Origin of the sequence: Rhizobium sp. RCC_161_2 (genome assembly GCF_041355235.1) — a bacterium.
Lineage (GTDB): Bacteria > Pseudomonadota > Alphaproteobacteria > Rhizobiales > Rhizobiaceae > Rhizobium.
Map to the genome: position 1 here is coordinate 84,641 of NZ_JBFUPL010000007.1, position 18,348 is coordinate 102,988.

12 protein-coding genes are annotated in these 18,348 nt (G+C 61.5%); 6 read left to right on the plus strand and 6 right to left on the minus strand.

Annotated elements, in window-relative coordinates; genetic code table 11:
* The first annotated feature begins 68 nt into the window (after positions 1 to 68).
* The 4 genes from htpX (at position 69) to purH (ending at position 5,971) form a co-directional block, all read left to right on the plus strand.
* Positions 69 to 1,055 carry a zinc metalloprotease HtpX gene (gene htpX, locus AB6803_RS18835; RefSeq protein ID WP_371110325.1) on the plus strand — a complete coding sequence of 329 codons (987 nt, stop codon included), beginning with the start codon at positions 69 to 71 and terminating at the stop codon, positions 1,053 to 1,055.
* Entirely contained in the window at positions 1,046 to 2,461 is a 1,416-nt protein-coding gene (locus AB6803_RS18840) for an RsmB/NOP family class I SAM-dependent RNA methyltransferase (protein ID WP_371110326.1), read from the plus strand. Before htpX ends, AB6803_RS18840 begins: the two co-directional genes overlap by 10 nt.
* 151 nt (positions 2,462 to 2,612) lie before the next feature.
* Positions 2,613 to 4,259 carry a heparinase II/III family protein gene (locus AB6803_RS18845; RefSeq protein WP_371110327.1) on the plus strand — a complete coding sequence of 549 codons (1,647 nt, stop codon included), beginning with the start codon at positions 2,613 to 2,615 and terminating at the stop codon, positions 4,257 to 4,259.
* Between the two features lie 95 nt (positions 4,260 to 4,354).
* Positions 4,355 to 5,971, plus strand: coding sequence for a bifunctional phosphoribosylaminoimidazolecarboxamide formyltransferase/IMP cyclohydrolase (purH, locus tag AB6803_RS18850; protein WP_371110328.1), 1,617 nt, complete (start codon positions 4,355 to 4,357; stop codon positions 5,969 to 5,971).
* Between the two features lie 68 nt (positions 5,972 to 6,039).
* Here the strand turns inward: purH and AB6803_RS18855 are convergent, their stop codons facing one another.
* Both AB6803_RS18855 and AB6803_RS18860 read right to left on the minus strand, forming a co-directional pair.
* Complete coding sequence (locus AB6803_RS18855) at positions 6,040 to 7,428, minus strand: MFS transporter (protein ID WP_371110329.1); 1,389 nt, start codon at positions 7,426 to 7,428, stop codon at positions 6,040 to 6,042.
* Between the two features lie 49 nt (positions 7,429 to 7,477).
* Complete coding sequence (locus AB6803_RS18860) at positions 7,478 to 12,268, minus strand: NAD-glutamate dehydrogenase (RefSeq protein WP_371110330.1); 4,791 nt, start codon at positions 12,266 to 12,268, stop codon at positions 7,478 to 7,480.
* A gap of 292 nt (positions 12,269 to 12,560) precedes the next feature.
* On the opposite strand from AB6803_RS18860, the gene pdxY reads away from it, so the two are divergent.
* Together pdxY and AB6803_RS18870 are read left to right on the plus strand one after the other, a co-directional pair.
* Positions 12,561 to 13,433 carry a pyridoxal kinase PdxY gene (pdxY, locus tag AB6803_RS18865; RefSeq protein WP_047453791.1) on the plus strand — a complete coding sequence of 291 codons (873 nt, stop codon included), beginning with the start codon at positions 12,561 to 12,563 and terminating at the stop codon, positions 13,431 to 13,433.
* Positions 13,434 to 13,506: 73 nt separating this feature from the next.
* Entirely contained in the window at positions 13,507 to 14,148 is a 642-nt protein-coding gene (locus tag AB6803_RS18870; RefSeq protein ID WP_371110331.1) for a carbonic anhydrase, read from the plus strand.
* 138 nt (positions 14,149 to 14,286) lie between these two features.
* Here the strand turns inward: AB6803_RS18870 and AB6803_RS18875 are convergent, their stop codons facing one another.
* From AB6803_RS18875 to AB6803_RS18890, 4 genes are all read right to left on the minus strand, one after another.
* Positions 14,287 to 15,108 (minus strand): lytic transglycosylase domain-containing protein, encoded by an 822-nt coding sequence (locus AB6803_RS18875; protein ID WP_371110332.1) that lies wholly within the window; start codon positions 15,106 to 15,108, stop codon positions 14,287 to 14,289.
* Positions 15,109 to 15,401: 293 nt separating this feature from the next.
* The gene (locus AB6803_RS18880; protein ID WP_371110333.1) at positions 15,402 to 16,436 is read right to left on the minus strand and encodes an aspartate-semialdehyde dehydrogenase; all 1,035 of its coding nucleotides are present in this window, start codon (positions 16,434 to 16,436) and stop codon (positions 15,402 to 15,404) included.
* 328 nt (positions 16,437 to 16,764) lie between these two features.
* On the minus strand, positions 16,765 to 17,274 hold the full coding sequence (locus AB6803_RS18885; RefSeq protein ID WP_371110334.1) for a Dps family protein: 510 nt from the start codon (positions 17,272 to 17,274) through the stop codon (positions 16,765 to 16,767).
* Between the two features lie 287 nt (positions 17,275 to 17,561).
* Positions 17,562 to 18,311, minus strand: a complete 750-nt coding sequence (locus AB6803_RS18890; protein WP_371110335.1) for a glucose 1-dehydrogenase — start codon at positions 18,309 to 18,311, stop codon at positions 17,562 to 17,564.
* Between the last annotated feature and the right edge of the window lie 37 nt (positions 18,312 to 18,348).

The following is an 18,348-nucleotide window of genomic DNA, read 5'->3' on the forward strand; positions in this document are numbered from 1 at the left end:
AGCCAAATCATAGTGCGTCCGGCCACAAAGAGAAAGGTTCGGACTGCCGATCGTGTTGGAGACACCGAATGAATCTCATGCGTACTGCCATGCTGCTTGCCTTCATGACCGCCCTGTTCATGGGCGTCGGCTATCTGATCGGCGGGCAATCCGGCATGATGATCGCGTTGGTCGCGGCTGCCGGCATGAATTTCTTTTCCTATTGGAACTCCGACCGCATGGTGCTGTCCACCTATGGTGCACAGGAAGTGGATGAGCGAAGCGCGCCGGAATTCTACGGTATCGTTCGCGATCTGGCGCGCAATGCCGGCCTGCCGATGCCCAAGGTCTATCTCTATGATAATCCGCAGCCGAACGCCTTTGCCACCGGCCGCAATCCGCAGAATGCCGCGGTCGCCGCCTCGACCGGTCTTCTGCACGCGCTGACACCGCAGGAAGTGGCGGGTGTCATGGCGCATGAGCTGGCGCATGTGCAGAACCGCGACACGCTGACCATGACGATTACGGCGACGCTTGCCGGCGCCATCTCCATGCTCGGCAATTTCGCTTTCTTCTTCGGCGGGCGCCGCGACAATAATAATCCGCTTGGAGCGATCGGTGTGCTCGCGGCGATGATCGTCGCTCCTCTGGCCGCCATGTTGGTGCAGATGGCGATCAGCCGGACGCGCGAATATTCGGCCGACCGTCGTGGCGCGGAAATCTGCGGCAATCCGCTCTGGCTCGCCTCGGCGCTCGGCAAGATCGCGCGTGGTGCCGCGCATATCCCGAACGAGGAAGCCGAGGGACATCCGGCGACGGCGCATATGTTCATCATCAATCCGCTCTCCGGCGCGCGCATGGACAATCTGTTTTCCACGCATCCGGACACGGAAAATCGCATCGCCGCGCTGCATGAGATGACCCAGTATGGCGGCGGAACAGGCCCTTCTGTTGGCACGCCGACCCGCTCCGGCTCGACGGGACCGGCCATGACTGCTAATCCGGAGCGCAAATCGCGCTCCGTTCCGAATACGGGTCGCGGTGGTTCGCAACCGCCGAAGGGACCTTGGTCTTGAGTTCTGATAATAAAAACAAGCATTTCAATAAGGACGGAAAGCAAGCAGGCAACCGCTCCGGACAGGGCCGACCGCGTGATTCGGTTTCCTCCAAGCCCGGATTTGCGGCGCGCGCCGCCGCGACGAAGATCCTTTCGGCCGTCATCGACCGCAAGACACCGCTCGACGGCATGCTGGATGCCGAAGGCGGAAATCCTGCCTATAAGGCGCTTGGCGATAGCGACCGGGCGCTGGTGCGCGCTATTCTGAACTCGGCCTTGCGGCATCTGCCGCGCATCGAGGCGGCGATCGCTTCGCTGTTGGATTCGCCGCTGCCGGAAGGGGCTCGCGCCCTGCATCATGTGCTGGTGGTCGGCGCGGCGCAGATGCTCTATCTCGACGTGCCGGATCACTCCGCCGTCGATATCGCCGTGGAACAGGCCAACCAGGATCCGCGCAATCGCCGCTTTGCCAAGCTGGTCAATGCCATTCTCCGGCGCATCGGCCGGGAGAGGCAGGACATTCTCAGCCAGGGCGCCGATGTGCCGGCCATGCCCAAATGGTTCCTGTCCCGCCTCGAGGCTGCCTATGGCAGGCAAGCGGCGCTGAAGATTTCGGATACGCAGCTGGAGCCGGCCGCCATCGACGTCACGGTAAAATCCGACGCCGAGGGCTGGGCGAAGCGCCTGAACGGCGTCGTCCTGCCGACCGGCGGCGTGCGGCTTGCCGCGTTTGAAGGCTCCATCCCATCACTGGACGGCTTTGCGGAGGGCGAATGGTGGGTGCAGGACGCCGCCGCCAGCATCCCGGCAAAGCTGTTCGGCTCGCTTGCCGGCCAGCGGGTTGTCGATCTTTGCGCCGCGCCCGGCGGCAAGACGGCGCAACTCATTCTTGCCGGCGGCAAGGTGACCGCGCTCGACCAATCCGCCAATCGCCTGAAGCGGCTGTCCGGCAATCTGGCACGGCTCGGGCTGGAGGCGGAAACCGTCGTCGCCGATATGGCGAAGTTCCAGCCCGACGATCTCTTCGACGCGGCCCTTCTCGATGCGCCGTGCTCGTCCACCGGCACGACCCGCCGTCATCCCGATGTGCTCTGGACCAAGGGTCCGGAGGATATCGCCAAGCTCGCCGCTTTGCAGGAGCGCCTGCTTCGTCATGCCTTGACCCTGGTCAAGCCCGGCGGGCTGGTGGTCTTTTCCAATTGCTCGCTCGACCCTGAAGAGGGCGAGGATCTCGTCGCCCGCGTTTTGTCCGATACGGACATGGCGGAGCGTGTGCCGATCAGCCCCACGGACTGGCCGGGTCTCGAAGCGGCGATCTCTCCGCTCGGCGCTTTCCGCACCACGCCCGACATGCTGCCGCTTTCCGGCGGTTTTGCCTCCGGCCTCGATGGCTTCTTCGCCGTGGTGCTCCGTCGCACGCATTAGTGGCGGAGCTTGATCGACTACCCTCACATTGATGAAAAATCGGGCACAACGTCCCGATTTGGCATATTGCTAACCTCTTCTTAACCTTCGGGCGCTGAGAGTAAGTACAAGCAAATATGCAGGCTTGCGGCAGGATTTAGTGAAATTACACATGCGGGAAGCATGGCGGCGGATGTCTCGCCGCGCGGCGTTGGCGCGATTGCGTCTCACCCGCCACACGATGCGTGTGCCGGAACGGCTGATCGTGGCCCCGACCGATTTGCGCAGTATCGATCCCTTTTTCGCGGAAGAGCTGATCAATGGCCGCATCCTGCTGGCGGGTCGCGTGCTGGAAACCGAGGGCCGATCGCCTTTCGCGCTGGAACTTCCGTCGCAGGTCTTCGCCGTGCGGCTGCACAATTTCCGTTGGCTGCGGCATTTGCGGGCGGAAAAAAGCGATCAGGCGTCGGCACTTGCGCGCTCCATTCTCAATGACTGGATGGCGGTGCATGGCCGCCGGCTGCAGGGCATCGCCTGGGCGCCCGATACCGCCGCCGAGCGGCTGATCGCCTGGCTGTCGCATTCGCCGGTTCTCCTGCAGGGCACGGATAGCGGTTTCTACCGTCGCTTCATGCGTATGCTCGTCCTGCATGTGCGCTATCTGCGTCGGGTTGCGGCAACGACGCGGGATGGAACGACGCGGTTCCGGGTGCGGATCGCGCTTGCCATGTCCTCGGTCGCCATGCCGAATGGCGCTTCCGTGCTGAAGCGCGCCGGTCAGGCGCTCAATCGGGAAATCGACCGGCAGATCCTGCCCGATGGCGGGCATATCTCGCGCAATCCGCGCGTGGCGCTTGAGCTTTTGCTCGATCTGCTGCCGCTGCGCCAGACCTATGTCAATCTCGGCCATGATGTCCCGTCGCGGCTGATCCCCGGTATCGACCGCATGTATCCGGCGCTCCGCTTCTTTCGGCATCAGGATGGCGATCTGGCATTGTTCAACGGCGCGACCTCGACGCTTGCCAATGAGCTGATGTCGGTGCTGCGCTATGATGAAACCGCCGGCCAGACCTTCAAGGCGCTGCCGCATGCGAAATACCACCGGCTGGCCGCGGGTCAGGCGGTCGTCATCGTCGATACCGGCTGTCCCGCTTCCGCCGATCTCAGCCGCACGGCCCATGCGGGCTGCCTGTCCTTCGAAATGTCCTCGGGCAAGGCCCGATTCATCGTCAATTCCGGCGCGCCGGAATTTGCCGGCGACCGCTATGTGCAGGCGGCCCGGGCGACGGCGGCGCATTCGACCGTGACGCTCAACGACACATCGTCCTGCCAGTTTTCCAAGTCGAAATCTCTAGGTCCCGTCATGGTCGGTGGGGTGAAGAAGGTCATTGTCGAGCGCGCCGAAACCGAAGACGGCCGGGATTATGTGCGAGCCGCGCATGATGGCTATCTCTCCACGTTTGGCTATGTGCATGAGCGTGAGATCAGCCTCAATGCCGCCGGCACGATCCTGACCGGCCGCGATCGTTTCTTCGTCCCCGAGGGCAAGAAGCATACGCCGAGGGGCGAAAGCCTGGCTTCGGCCCGCTTCCATATCCATCCCTCCATCAGTCTGTTGCAGACCGAGACGGACAGCGCCCTGCTGATCGCGCCGGATGGAGAGACCTGGGTCTTCTCCTCGCCGGGCAACGAGGTGTTGGTGGCCGAGGATATCTTTTTCGCCGATGCCTCCGGCATGCGCTCCTCCGACCAGCTCGAGATTGTTTTCCCGATTGGCGAAAAGCCGGAAATCCGTTGGTTTTTGTCCTATCGGCCATAGGCTAACAGCGTCAGCTATGCTAACGGGGCGGGCATATCGTCCCGCGCCGTTTTCGCCGGACATTTCGTCTCCCCACGCTAGACCGGAGAAAGCCCATGGCCGTCGTATCCAAGAAAATCCCCGCTCCCGACAAAGTCCAGGTGAAGACCGCGCTTCTGTCCGTCTTTGACAAGACCGGCATTGTCGAGCTTGCTCGTGCGCTCAGCGAAAAGGGTGTGCGGCTCCTGTCGACCGGCGGCACGCACAAGGCGATCGCGGCTGCCGGCCTTGCGGTGACCGACGTTTCCGAAGTCACCGCGTTTCCGGAGATCATGGACGGCCGCGTCAAGACGCTGCATCCGAAGGTGCATGGCGGCCTGCTTGCCATCCGTGACGATGCCGAGCATCAGGCGGCGATGAAGGAGCACGGCATCGAGGGCATCGACCTCGCCGTCATCAACCTCTATCCCTTCGAAGACGTGCGCAAGGCCGGTGGCGATTATCCGACGACGGTGGAGAATATCGACATTGGCGGCCCGGCAATGATCCGCGCTTCGGCGAAGAACCATGCCTATGTGACCACCCTGACGGATCCGGCCGATTATCCCGAGTTGGTGGAGCAGCTTTCCGCCGATGCCGGACAGACGAGCTACGACTTCCGCAAGCGCATGGCCGCAAAAGCTTTTGCGCGCACCGCTGCCTATGACGCGATGATCTCCAACTGGTTTGCCGAAGCGCTCGATATCGCCACGCCGCGCCACCGCGTCATCGGCGGCGTGCTGCGTGAAGAGATGCGTTATGGCGAAAATCCGCATCAGAAGGCGGCTTTCTACGTCACCGGCGAAAACCGCCCAGGCGTTTCGACTGCGACGCTGCTCCAGGGCAAGCAGCTTTCCTACAACAACATCAACGACACCGATGCAGCCTATGAGCTGGTTGCCGAGTTCTTGCCGGAGAATGGTCCTGCCTGCGCGATCATCAAGCATGCCAATCCCTGCGGTGTCGCCACCGGCCCGAGCCTGGTCGAAGCCTACAAGCGGGCGCTCGCCTGCGATTCCGTCTCGGCTTTCGGCGGCATCATCGCTCTGAATAGCATTCTTGATGCGGCAACGGCCGAAGAGATCGTCAAGCTCTTCACGGAAGTCATCATCGCGCCGGAGGTGACCGAGGAAGCCAAGGCGATCATCGCCCGCAAGCCGAACCTCCGCCTTCTCTCGGTCGGCGCCCTGCCCGATCCGCGCGTGGCCGGTCTGACCGCCAAGACCGTCTCCGGCGGCCTGCTCGTGCAGAACCGCGACAATGCGCTGGTCGAAGACATGGAGTTGAAGGTCGTCACCAAGCGTGCGCCGACAGCGCAGGAGCTGAAAGACATGAAGTTCGCCTTCCGCGTCGCCAAGCATGTCAAGTCGAATGCCGTCGTTTATGCCAAGGATGGTCAGACGGCCGGCATCGGCGCCGGCCAGATGAGCCGCGTCGATTCGGCTCGCATCGCCGCGATCAAGGCGGAAGAAGCTGCCAAGGCCATGGGGCTTGCCGAGCCGCTGACCCGCGGTTCCGCCGTTGCCTCCGAAGCCTTCCTGCCGTTTGCCGACGGCCTGCTGTCGGCGATTGCCGCCGGCGCCACGGCCGTCATCCAGCCGGGTGGCTCGATGCGCGACCAGGAAGTCATCGACGCCGCCAACGAGCATAATGTGGCGATGGTGTTCACCGGCATCCGCCATTTCCGCCATTAATTGGCGGATATACCAAATCCTGAATTTGGATATCCCGGTTGGCCAGCCCAGCCGGGATTTTCTTTTACCTATCTAGCCTTGTCGGCGGGATAGGGCGTCGGCAGCAAAAGAAGAAGGCCGCCGGCAAGGAAGATGACGAGGGTTGCCATGCCGAGACGGGCCGAACCGCTCCAATAGGTCACCAGCGAGAAGAACAGCGTCGCCATGAAGCTGGTGGCGCGGCCGGAGAGCGCATAGATGCCGAAATAGCGCCCGGCCTCCGAGAGGCTGACGCTGCGGGCGAGATAGGAACGCGAGGAAGCCTGCACCGGGCCGAAGGCGATACCGATCAGCAGACCGTAGCCGATATAGGCCTTCTCCGCTGCCGTCCCGAACAACCGGCCGGAATCGACGGTGGAAAGCGGCACGAGGCCGAAGAGCGTAAAGCCCGGCCCGGTCGAGACGATACCGAATGTGGCGACGAGCAGCAGGGTGAGGCTGATGACGACCGTTATCTTCGAGCCGAGCCAGCGGTCGACATAGCCGGCGATGAAGCAGCCGAAAATGGCGATGATATTGAGGATGATGCCGTAGATGCCGATCTCGATGGTCGCCCAGCCGAACATGCCCGCCGCGAAGGTGCCCCCGAGGATCAGCAGGCCGTTGACGCCGTCCTGGTAGATCATGCGTGCAATCAGGAAGAGGCTGATGCCGCGCCGACGCTTCAGCTCGCCGAGTGTCGTTTTCAGTTCACGCAGGCCAGAGCGAACAGCAGTGGCCAGCGGCAGGCCGCGCGCGGCATCGGGTGTGAAGAAGAACATCGGCAGGATGAAGAGGAAATACCAGACGGCGGCGATTGGCCCGGTGATGCGCGCATCCTCGCCGAGCGCCGCATCAAGGCCGAAGAGCGGCGTCAGGCGGAGGATGGTCTTGCCGGTCTGCGGGCTGCCGGCCAAAAGCGCCACGACGGCGATCAGCACGATCATGCCGCCGAGATAGCCGAGGCCCCAGGCGGTATTCGACAGCCGGCCGACATCGTCCTTGCTGACAAGCCGCGGCATCATCGAATCGTTGAAGACGATCGAGAATTCCGCCGAGATCGAGGCGAGGATCATGAAGATGACGGGATAGATGACTGGTGAGCCGGGGGCAGCCCCCCAGAGGCAGAAGAGGCTGGCGATCTTGATGACGGCGAAGAAGGCAATCCAGGGTTTACGCCTGCCAGATTGATCCGCGATCGAGCCGAGCACCGGCGACAGCACGGCGATGATCACCGAAGAGATCGTCGCCGTGTTGCTCCATGTCGTCTGCGCGGCAACCGGATCGGCGGTCAGTCGTGCGACGAAATAGGGACCGAAGATGAAGGTGGTGACGACGGTGAAGAAAGGCTGCGCCGCCCAGTCGAAGAACATCCATCCCCAGATGCCCCGCGCCGGCACTTTTGCCGGCGCATTGTCGCTTATCTCGGTGGCCACCAAATTCTTGCCCTTGATTCCGCCGGTCGGCTATTGAGTCGGGCGGACTGTCTCACCTCGCCCGGTCATGCGCAAGGTCGGTCAGGAGGCCGGCGGCAACCGTGATCCGGGCCAAGTTCGGATCGCCGCTTTCGCTGAGGTTTCCAAGCTCTTCTGCAATGCGGTTGATGCGGATGCGATCCTCCGCATGCCATGCCTGGATCGGCTGCTTTTCCTTCGGATGGTTCGACAGCGCCGAGATGACGATATCGCGCCGGGCGCCGGCGATCTGGTCGAGGCTGCGCGCCAAGGCCAGGCTCTCATAGTGATCGCCGGTGAGGATACGGCTGCCGGCCAGCAACAGGCGACCGACGCGGAAGGTCTGCGACACGGTGAAGTAGCTCTCGGCGGCGCGGTTGAGCGTGTCACCGGTGCGTTCGGCGATCTGCATGATCTCTGGTACCAAAACGAGCGCGTAGATCATGGCGATCTCGCCGGCGAGTTTTTCCGGCAGACCGGCCGCCTGATAGTCCGTCTGGCGGGCCGCGATCTCGGCGGCGAAATCCGCCGGGATATGGCTGAGGAAGAGCGGCCGCAGCTTTTTCAGGGCCGCCTGGAGCCGGCTGATGGTTTCCTCGATATTGCCCTTGGCCGCGCCGGTTTTCAGCAGCAGGCGGGTGAGCGCCGTATAGACATCGGTGATCTCGCCGTAGACGCGGTTCTGCATCTGTCCGGCGACTTTACCATCCAGCGCATCGGTTTCGTCCCAGAGCCGGTCGAGATCGAAGCCGTCGCGGGCAAGCACGGCAGCCTTGACCACTTCGGCGGCAGACGCTGCCGTCGCATCCATCATGCTGACGGCAAAGCCCGGTCCGCCACGGTTGATGACTTCGTTCGCCAATACGGTCGCGACGATTTCACGCTTCAGCCGGTGGCCGGTGATATCCCCGGCATTCGAGCGCTGCATCTTCCCCGGGAAATAGTGGCTGAGCGTTGCGGCGAAATAGGGATCGTCCGGCAGATCGCTTGCCGCCAGCGCGTCAAAGAGGACGATCTTGGCGTAGGAGAGCAGAACCCCGATTTCGGCGCGCGTCAGCGGCCGGCCATTGGCATAGCGCTCAGTGAAGGTCTGGTCGTCCGGCAGGGTCTCGACCTTGCGGTTGAGCTGCTTGGCGGCTTCCAGAACGCTCATGAAGCGGCTGAGCTCCAGGGCGTTGCCGGTGCCCTTGCGCTCGGTCAGCGAGATCGCCAGCGATTGCAGGTAGTTGTTGCGCAGCACCAAGGTGCCCACTTCGTCGGTCATCGACGCGAGCAGTGTATCGCGTTTCGCCCGCGTCAGGCGGCCGTCATGCATGGCAGATGCCAGCGCGATCTTGATGTTGACCTCGACGTCGGAGGTGTTGACGCCGGCCGAGTTGTCGATGGCGTCCGAGTTGCAGCGTCCGCCCTTGAGACCATAGGCGATGCGGCCTTTCTGGGTGACGCCGAGATTAGCGCCCTCGCCTATCACCTTGGCGCGCACCTCTTCGGCGGTGATACGGATCGGGTCGTTGGCACGGTCGCCGACTTCCGAATCCGTCTCGGACGGCGCTTTCACATAAGTGCCGATGCCGCCGAACCAGAGCAGGTCGACGGGAGCCTTCAGGATCGCCGTGATGATTTCGAATGGCGTTGCCACCGTCTTGTCGATACCGATCGCAGCGGCGGCCTCAGCCGTCAGCGTCACCGATTTTGCCGAGCGTGAGATGATCATCGCGCCCTTCGACAGGACGGATTTGTTGAAATCCTGCCAGCTGGAGCGTGGCAGGTCGAAGAGGCGCTGCCGTTCGGCCAGCGTCTTTGCCATGTCCGGATCGGGATCGATGATGATGTCGCGATGGTCGAAGGCGGCGATGAGGCGGATCTTCGGCGACAGCAGCATGCCGTTGCCGAAGACGTCGCCGGACATGTCGCCGACACCGACGACCGTGAAGGGGGTCGTCTGGATGTCGATATCCATCTCGCGAAAGTGCCGCTTGACGGTTTCCCAGGCGCCGCGGGCAGTGATGCCCATCTTCTTGTGGTCGTAGCCGGCCGAGCCGCCGGAGGCGAAGGCGTCATCCAGCCAGAAGCCGGCTTCCTGTGCCAGCGCATTGGCGGTGTCGGAGAAAGTGGCCGTGCCCTTGTCGGCGGCAACGACGAAATAGGGATCGTCGCCATCCAGCCGCACGGTATCCAAGGGTGCGATGATATCGGCGCCGGAGATGTTGTCGGTGATCGACAGCAGCGTGCGGATATAGGTCTTGTAGGCCTCGCGCCCGGCATTGAAGATCTCGTCGCGGGCGCCGCCAACCGGCAATTTCTTCGGATAGAAGCCACCCTTGGCGCCGACAGGCACGATGACGGCGTTCTTCACCTGCTGTGCCTTCACGAGGCCGAGCACTTCGGTGCGGTAATCCTCGGCGCGGTCTGACCAGCGCAGACCGCCGCGCGCCACCTTGCCGAAGCGCAGGTGCACGCCTTCCACTTCGACGCCGTAGACGAAGATTTCGCGGAAAGGCCGCGGTTCCGGCAGACCGTCCAGCAGCTTCGGATCGAGCTTGAAGGCGAGCATCGCCTTCGGCGTACCGTCGGGGTTTTTCTGGAAATAGTTGGTGCGCAGCGTCGCGTCGATGGCGTTGACGTAACGGCGCAGAATCCGGTCGTCGTCGAGGCTGGGAACATCGGCAAGCTCGGTTTCGATGGTCGCATGCAGCTCGGAAAGCTTCTTCGTGCGGTTCTTGTCGCTGAGCTTCGGGTCGAGCGTGTCGTAGAACAGCCGGAAGATCGCGGCGGCGATGCGCGGATATTTATCCAGCGTCGCGGCAATATAGTCCTGCGAATAGGCAATGCCGGCCTGGCGGAGATAGCGGGCATAGGCGCGGAGCACATTCGTTTCGCGGGCGGAAAGATTGGCCGAGACGATCAGCCGGTTGAAGCCGTCATTGTCGATCGTGCCACCGAAGGCAGCTAGGAAGGCTTCCTCCAGCGCCGCGCCGTGGCGGGCGAGATCGATCACCGTGCCGGTGCGGGCTTCGAGTTCCATGTCGTGGAGCACCACATGGCCGGTTTCGCCGTCCTTGCCCGTGACATAGATGTCGAAAGTCCGCTCGCTGATGACGTTGAAACCGAGATTTTCGAGCAGCGGCACGCGGCGCGACAGTGCCAGATTGCCCTGCCCGTGGAAGATCTTCAGCGAGAGAATATCGCCGCTTTCATCCTTGCGGGTGTAGAAGGCGATGCGGATCGGCTCGGCACCGGCGGTGGCGGTGATATCCGGCAGGTCGGCGACCGCATCCTCCGGCGTGAAGGCCTCCTGGAACGCCTGGCTGACGGAGATGCGCGGCGCTTTCGGCCCGGCCAGCATGACGAAACGCTCATCCCAGCGGGCGGTGATGGCGCGGATCGCCTCTTCGAGCTTGCCTTGTGGAATATGCGGCGTCTTGCCGCCACTGCGGCCGATGATGAAATGCACGCGCGCCACGCCGCCTTCCGGGAATGCCGGGTAATAGGCGGAGACGCGGCCGTCATAGACGGTCTTCAGGTAATTGCCGATCTTCTCGCGGACGACCGAATCATACTCTTCGCGCGGAACGTAGACGATGATCGAGACGAAGCGGTCGAAATGGTCGATACGCGGCAGCGCCCGCACATGCGGCCGGTCGGTCAGATCGTTGATCTGTTCGGCAAAGCTTGCGAGCAGAGTGGTGTCGATCTGGAAGAGATCGTCGCGCGGGTAGGATTCCAGCGTGTTTTCCAGCATTCGGCCGGAATGGCTGGCCGGGTCGAAGCCGAAGTAATCCTTGACCTTCTGTACCTTCGAGCGCAGCAGCGGCACATCGGCGGCGGCGCTGGTATAGGCGGTCGAGGTGAAGAGGCCGACGATACGCAGTTCGCCCGTCACCTTGCCGTCGGCATCGAAGCGCTTGACGCCGACATAATCCATATAGGCACGCCGGTGTACGACCGACTTGACGTTGGCCTTGGTGACGATCAGGAAATCGGGACCGTCAAGGAAGGCGAGGATTTCCGGTGTGGTGGTGACGGCGTCCTTGCCCTGGCGGAGCACCAGGACATCCGGATTGGAGAGGATACCGAGGCCGGTGCCGCGATCGCGCTCCACCTTGGCGTTGGCGCCCTTGCCGGAATAGACATATTCGCGCATGCCGAGGAAGGTGAAATTGCCGTCGCGCAGCCAGGAGAGGAAAGCCAGCGCCTCGTCGCGATCCGCCCTACGGCGTCCAGCCGCCTCATAGATGGAAAGTTCCGATATCACCGTATCGAGCCGCGCCAGCATCGGCGTCCAGTCGGAAACGGTCAGATGCGTCTGGTCGAGCACGGTCTGGACGCGCTTGATGAGGTCGGTCGCCTGCGCTGCGGTCAGCGGCGTCAGATGCAGCTGGATATGGCTGACGCGATGGGCCGGATCGCTGGGCTGATCGGAGGAATAGAGGCTCGGCTGCTTGCCGCTCTCGATGACCAGGATCGGGTGCACGGCCATATGGAGGTCACGGTAGCTGCTCGTCACCTCGCCCATGACCGATTCGTAGAGGAAGGGCATGTTGTGGTCGGTGATCGACAGGATCGAGACGGGCACGCCATCGGGATCGATATCGGCTACCTGCTCGATCGAAACGCGGGGGGACGTACCGCTCCAGGCCGCGAGCTCCTTGGCCGCGTGCACCGCGGTAAGGGCAAGCATTTCCGGGCTGTAGCGCTCCATGTCGTCATTGCTCGCCCGGCCGAACAGGATCTCCGGATCGAGATGTGCCTCGCCGGTCGCGGCAGCGATCTTTCGCGCCGCCTCAATCTGTTTTTCCCGTTTCGGATTGGTCCTGGACGCCATGAATTTCCTCCAAATTTCAAGATTTTGACCACAGTATCAGAAGATTTATCGAAAAAACTGGCAAAATGAATGCGAATTTGATCGCTTTTCGACGGATTCTGTCTCAAATCGTGAAGAATCTTGCCGAACGTCGTGATCCCGTTGCAAAGCGCATGATAGGGGCGCGGAATTGTCACCATAAGCTCCGCAACAGACGTTTTCATGACTCTGTGAAGCGCGGTTGACAGAGTGACGATAAAGGGATCATCACAACCCCATCGAAGTCGGAAGATCATAACCGGAAGCAAGCATCATGTCGGACAATTCGGCGGGCGCCGTTATCGTCATCTCCAGCCATGTCGTCAGAGGCTCCGTCGGCAATCGTGCCGCCGTCTTCGCGCTGGAAACCCTCGGTCATCCCGTCTGGGCGCTGCCGACCATCGTTCTTCCCTGGCATCCAGGCCATGGCCGCTCGACGCGACTGACCTTCAATGAAGCTGATTTCGATCATGCGATCGACGATCTCATCGCCGCACCCTGGTTGTCGGAAGTGAAGGCGGTGCTGTCGGGTTATTTCGGCAATGCCGCGCAGGCGCATTCCGTTGCCCGGCTGGTACGGGCACTGAGGGAAAAGAACCCCGACCTCTTTTATGCCTGCGATCCGGTCATCGGCGATGCCGGCGGTCTCTACGTGCCCGAGGCGACGGCGGAAGCGATCCGGGATCAGCTGATCCCGCTGGCATCGCTGGCGACGCCGAACCGCTATGAGCTTGCCTGGCTCGCCGGCGCGCCGCTGGAGGACAACAACGCCGTCATGGAGGCTGCCCTGGCGCTCGGGCCGTCGCGCATGCTGGTGACCTCGGCTGTGCCGATGATGGCCGGTGGTATCGGCAATCTCTATCTCAGCGGCCGCAATGCGCTGCTTGCCGAACATCGCAGCATTGACAATGCCCCGAACGGGCTCGGCGATCTTCTCTCGGCCGTATTCCTATCGCGGCTCCTGTCCGGCATGGACGAAGAGCGGGCGCTGCAAATGACCACGGCAAGCGTCTACGAAGTGCTGGCAAGGGCGGTCAAGCGTGGTAGCGACGAGCTGACGCTGGCGGCGGATGCCTCCAGCCTGTCGACGCCGATGGCGATGGTGCAGATGCGCCGGCTGATGCATCCCGCCCAGCGCAAGAAGTAGCGATCGAAGCTATCAAGAGCTTTTTGCAGTGCAATAGTTGCCATTCGCGGCGGCGCGCTGTAATTCAATCCGCATGGACAGCTTTCCTACATCCCTTCTGAGCGGCTATCGCAACTTCATGAGCGGACGTTATGCGGACGAGCGCGAGCGTTATCGCAGTCTCGCCGAGAGCGGCCAAAGCCCATCGACCCTGGTGATTGCCTGTAGCGACTCCCGCGCGGCGCCGGAGATTATCTTCGACGCCGGCCCGGGGGAGCTTTTCGTCATCCGCAACGTCGCCAATATGGTGCCGCCCTATGAGCCGGACGGCCATTTCCATGCGACGTCGGCAGCGCTGGAATTTGCGGTGCAGTCGCTGAAGGTTTCCGACATCGTCGTCATGGGCCATGGCCGTTGCGGCGGCATCCGCGCAGCGCTCGATCCCAATGCCGAGCCGCTCTCGCCAGGTGACTTCATCGGTCGCTGGATGGGGCTCCTGAAGCCCGCCGCCGAGCAGATCCAGAGCAACGACATCATGACACAGGCCGAGCGGCAGACGGCGCTGGAGCGCATCTCGATCCGCAACTCGCTCGAAAATCTGCGCAGCTTTCCGGATATCAAGGCGCTGGAAGAAGAAGGAAAGTTGAACCTGCACGGGGCTTGGTTCGATATTTCGACCGGCGAATTGTGGGTGATGGACGCAAAGACCCGCGACTTTATCCGCCCCGAAGCCTGAGAACGCTCTATCTCTTTGTTTTTACGCAATTCCGGACGGAAAACCGGCACACACTTTTCCTGGAATTGCTCTAGATCAAACAAAAAAGCGCTTCAGACCATCCGGTTGAAGCGCTTTTTTGATGTGTATGGCTTTTGATTATTTGCCGTCGATCTGCTTGCCGATATAGGCGATTGCTTCCTGATAGACCCTTGCATCGTTCCAGCCGCCGATCGCCGAGAAATTCGGTTCGCCGGGCTGATAGGGAGCGCCCGACTGCCAGCCGTGGCCCTTCAGGAAGTTTGCGGTCGACGACAGCGCGTCGGCGCGCGAGCCGACGAGATCGACCTTGCCGTCGCCGTCGCCATCGACGCCATAGAGCACGACGTTCTTCGGCATGAACTGCGTCTGGCCGATTTCGCCATGGGCAGCACCGCGAGCGGACGGGCTCAGATAACCTTCGCCGACGAGCTTGAGGGCGGCATAGAGCTGATCGGTGAAATAGGCCGAGCGGCGGCAGTCATAGGCAAGGGTCGATACGGCGGAGAGGGTATGCTGATCGCCCATGAAGCCGCCGAAACCGGTTTCCATGCCCCAGATGGCGATGATCGGGCCTGGGGGAACGCCGTAACGCTTCTCGATGCGCGAGAACAGAGCGGCGTTGGCCTGCTTCATGCTCTTGCCGCGGCTGATGATCGTCTGGCCACCGCGCTTCTTCATGAATTCATCGAATGAGAGCTTGAAGCTCTTCTGGCCACGGTCGGCGCGGATGGTCGGCTGGTTGTAGTGGACGTTGGCAAAGGCCCGGTCGAGGACGGAAGGGCTGATGCCCTGACCCTGCGCTTCCTGCTTGAATTCGCGCACCCAGTTGTCAAAACCGGCGGACGTATTGCCGCAGGATGCGGCGTTTGCCGCAAACGGCGTGACCAATAACAACCCGCCTGCCAAGAGAGCTGCCATTCCAGACTTAGTGATGCGCATTCAGAATCCCCAAATTCTTACCGCGCGAAAGACGCGGGAACGTTTTTGAATGGCGCGTGAGCCTCTCCGTTCTCCGGGCTCATGCGCTGTTTTGTCGCCACAGGACCATGCCAGTATCGAATGGTTCTGTCATTACTACATTTTAGCGATCAATGTTTTTCACTTCACGTAAAAGACGATCGCTCAAGTATATTTCACAAAAGCCCCGCCTTTCATTATGAAATGGCGAGGCTTTTCCTCAAGTCCTGATTATCCCGTCAAGGTTTATAAACCGTAAATTGGTTTACAAGCGCTTATGCAGCCTTCTTGCGCGGCTTGATCAGACCGCGGTTGATCAGGAGTTCGGCGATCTGGATGGCGTTCAGGGCCGCACCCTTGCGCAGATTGTCCGAGACGACCCAGATGTTGAGGCCGTTTTCAACCGTGGCATCTTCGCGGATGCGGGAGATGTAAGTCGCGTCTTCACCGGCGCATTCATAAGGCGTGATGTAGCCGCCGTTTTCATGCTTGTCGATGACAAGGCAACCCGGCGCCTCGCGCAGGATATCGCGAGCCTGGTCGGCGGAAATCTCGTTTTCGAACTCGATGTTGACCGATTCCGAATGGCCGATGAAGACCGGCACGCGCACGGCGGTGCAAGTAACCTTGATCTTCGGATCGAGCATCTTCTTGGTCTCGGCCAGCACCTTCCACTCTTCCTTGGTGTAGCCGTCTTCCATGAAGCTGTCGATGTGCGGAATGACGTTGAAGGCGATGCGCTTGGTGAACTTCTTGTTCTCGATCGGATCGGCGACGAAGACGGCGCGGGTCTGATTGAAGAGCTCGTCCATGCCATCCTTGCCGGCGCCGGAGACGGACTGATAGGTGGAGACGACAACGCGCTTGATCTTGGCGAAGTCATGCAGCGGCTTCAGGGCCACGACGAGCTGCGCGGTCGAGCAATTCGGGTTGGCGATGATGTTGCGCTTGGTGAACTGGGTGATGGCGTCCGGGTTTACTTCCGGCACGATCAGCGGCACGTCGGCGTCGTAGCGCCAGGCGGACGAGTTGTCGATGACGACGCAGCCCTGAGCGCCGATCTTCGGCGAGACCCGCTTGGAGACATCGCCACCGGCCGACATCAGGCAAATGTCGGTGTCGGAGAAATCGTAGTTCTCCAGGTTCGAAACCTTCAGCGTCCGGTCGCCGAAGGAAACTTCGGTGCCCTGCGAGCGAGCCGATGCCAGCGCCACGACTTCGTCGGCGGGGAAACCGCGTTCAGCCAGGATATTGAGCATTTCGCGACCTACATTTCCGGTCGCGCCCGCTACTGCAACTTTGAAACCCATTTCTCAAGCTCTCTTTCTCTTCTCTCCTCTTTGGCGAGGGGGGAACCACGGTCATAACGACCGGTTCCTGTCCCCAGCCGAGCCGGGGAGAGAGCGGCAGGCCAGAGACGTCAGACGGTTTTCGTCGTCGTTTTGGCCTTGGTTTTGGAAGAAACCGGAAAATAGACATCCCGCCCGGCACATTGCGCCAGGTGAGCGAAGCTATCGATCTGTTCGAAGCGAACCATGGAGGTCTTCCTTTTCCGCTGCCGGTTCTAAGAGGTTTTCCACAGGAGTCAAGGATTTTGCGCTCCCACCCCAGTGGGAACGCGGAAATCGGAGCAAGGTTTTACCGATTGGTGTTGCGCGTGGATTCGAACAGGAACCAGGTGCGGCGCTCGGTCTCGTCCAACCAGTTTTCCAGCAGGCTGGCGGTTGCGATGTCGCCATACTCGTCGCAAACATCGTGGGTGGCGCGGATTTCGGCTGAAAGCTTGAGATTGTTGTCGGCCAGTTCGGCGAGCATGTCCTGAGCGTCGACATATTCGGCGTCATTGTCGGGGATGCGCTGCAGCTTGGCGATCTGGCCGATGGAACGCAGCGTCGTGCCGCCGATCTTGCGGGCACGCTCGGCAAGCGGATCGGTCATGGCGAAAAGCTGCTCGCCCTGTTCGTCCAGCAGCAGGTGGTAGTCGCGGAAATGCGGGCCGCTCATATGCCAATGGAAATTCTTGGTCTTGAGATAAAGGGCAAAAACATCGGCCAGCAATGCCCTGAGCGCCGCGGAAATATCGCGGGTCGCTTCTTCGCTGAGGTTGGTGCGGGTACCCAGTTTCGATTTGGTATTGGCGGTATTCATGATGACATGCTCCGTTTCGTTGTTCGCATCAGCGATCGCCGAGAGATTTTAGCGGAGTTTAATGACATTCGCTGTTGTGTGGGCGCTGTTGTGTGGGATGGCATGGCAGGCAGGCCTGGCGCGAGTGTTTTTCGCGGCGGAGCCGGCTGCGATGATCTGCGGAAAGCCCGAACAGGAATGATAGTATGAAGACGGGAAGGGTTTGGCAATTGCTCGCTGATATAGCAGATCGGCACTGGAAACGTGCCGCCTCCCCCGCGCGAGGGAAGCGGCCGGAGGGATGGCGGTTACTTCAAGCCGCCGCCGGCATAGAGGGTTTCGCCCGTCAGCCAGCCGGAATCTTTCGAAGCGAGGAAGACCGCGATCGGGGCAATGTCGGTCGGCTGGCCAAGACGGCCGAGCGGCGTTTGTGAGACCAGATGCTTTTCGAAATCGCTGCCGATGACGCCGGCCGCATGTACGCCTTCGGTCTCGACGCCACCCGGCGAAATGGTGTTGACGCGGATGTTGCGGGGTCCGAGTTCCTTGGCGAGAATCTGGGTGATCGAGGTGACGGCCGCCTTGGTCGCCGTATAGACGGCGGTGGTCGGCAGGTTCAGGGTGACGGCGTTCGAAGCGATGTTGATGACATTGCCGCCGTCCGGGCCGAAATACTTCACCGCTTCCTGCGTCGTCAGCAATGTGCCGAGGACGTTGATATTGAATTCACGATGGAATTCCTCCTCGGTGATCTCTTCCAGCGAGGCGAATTTATAGACGCCGGCATTGTTGACGAGGATATCGACGCCGCCAAACGCCTCCTTGGCCTCGGCAAAAAGCCGTTTCACGTCGGCGGATTTTGAAACGTCGCCATGGGCCGCGATCGCCTTGCCGCCCTTGGATTTGATCTCGGCCACGACCCTGTCGGCGCCTTCCCGGCTGGATGCATAATTGACCACGACGGCTGCGCCCGCCTCGCCAAATGCCTTGGCGATGCCCGCGCCGATGCCCTTGGATGCTCCGGTCACGATCGCGACCTTACCTGCCAGCTTGCTCATGTTATCTCCTATCGAGAATTGTTAGATGATTTTATAT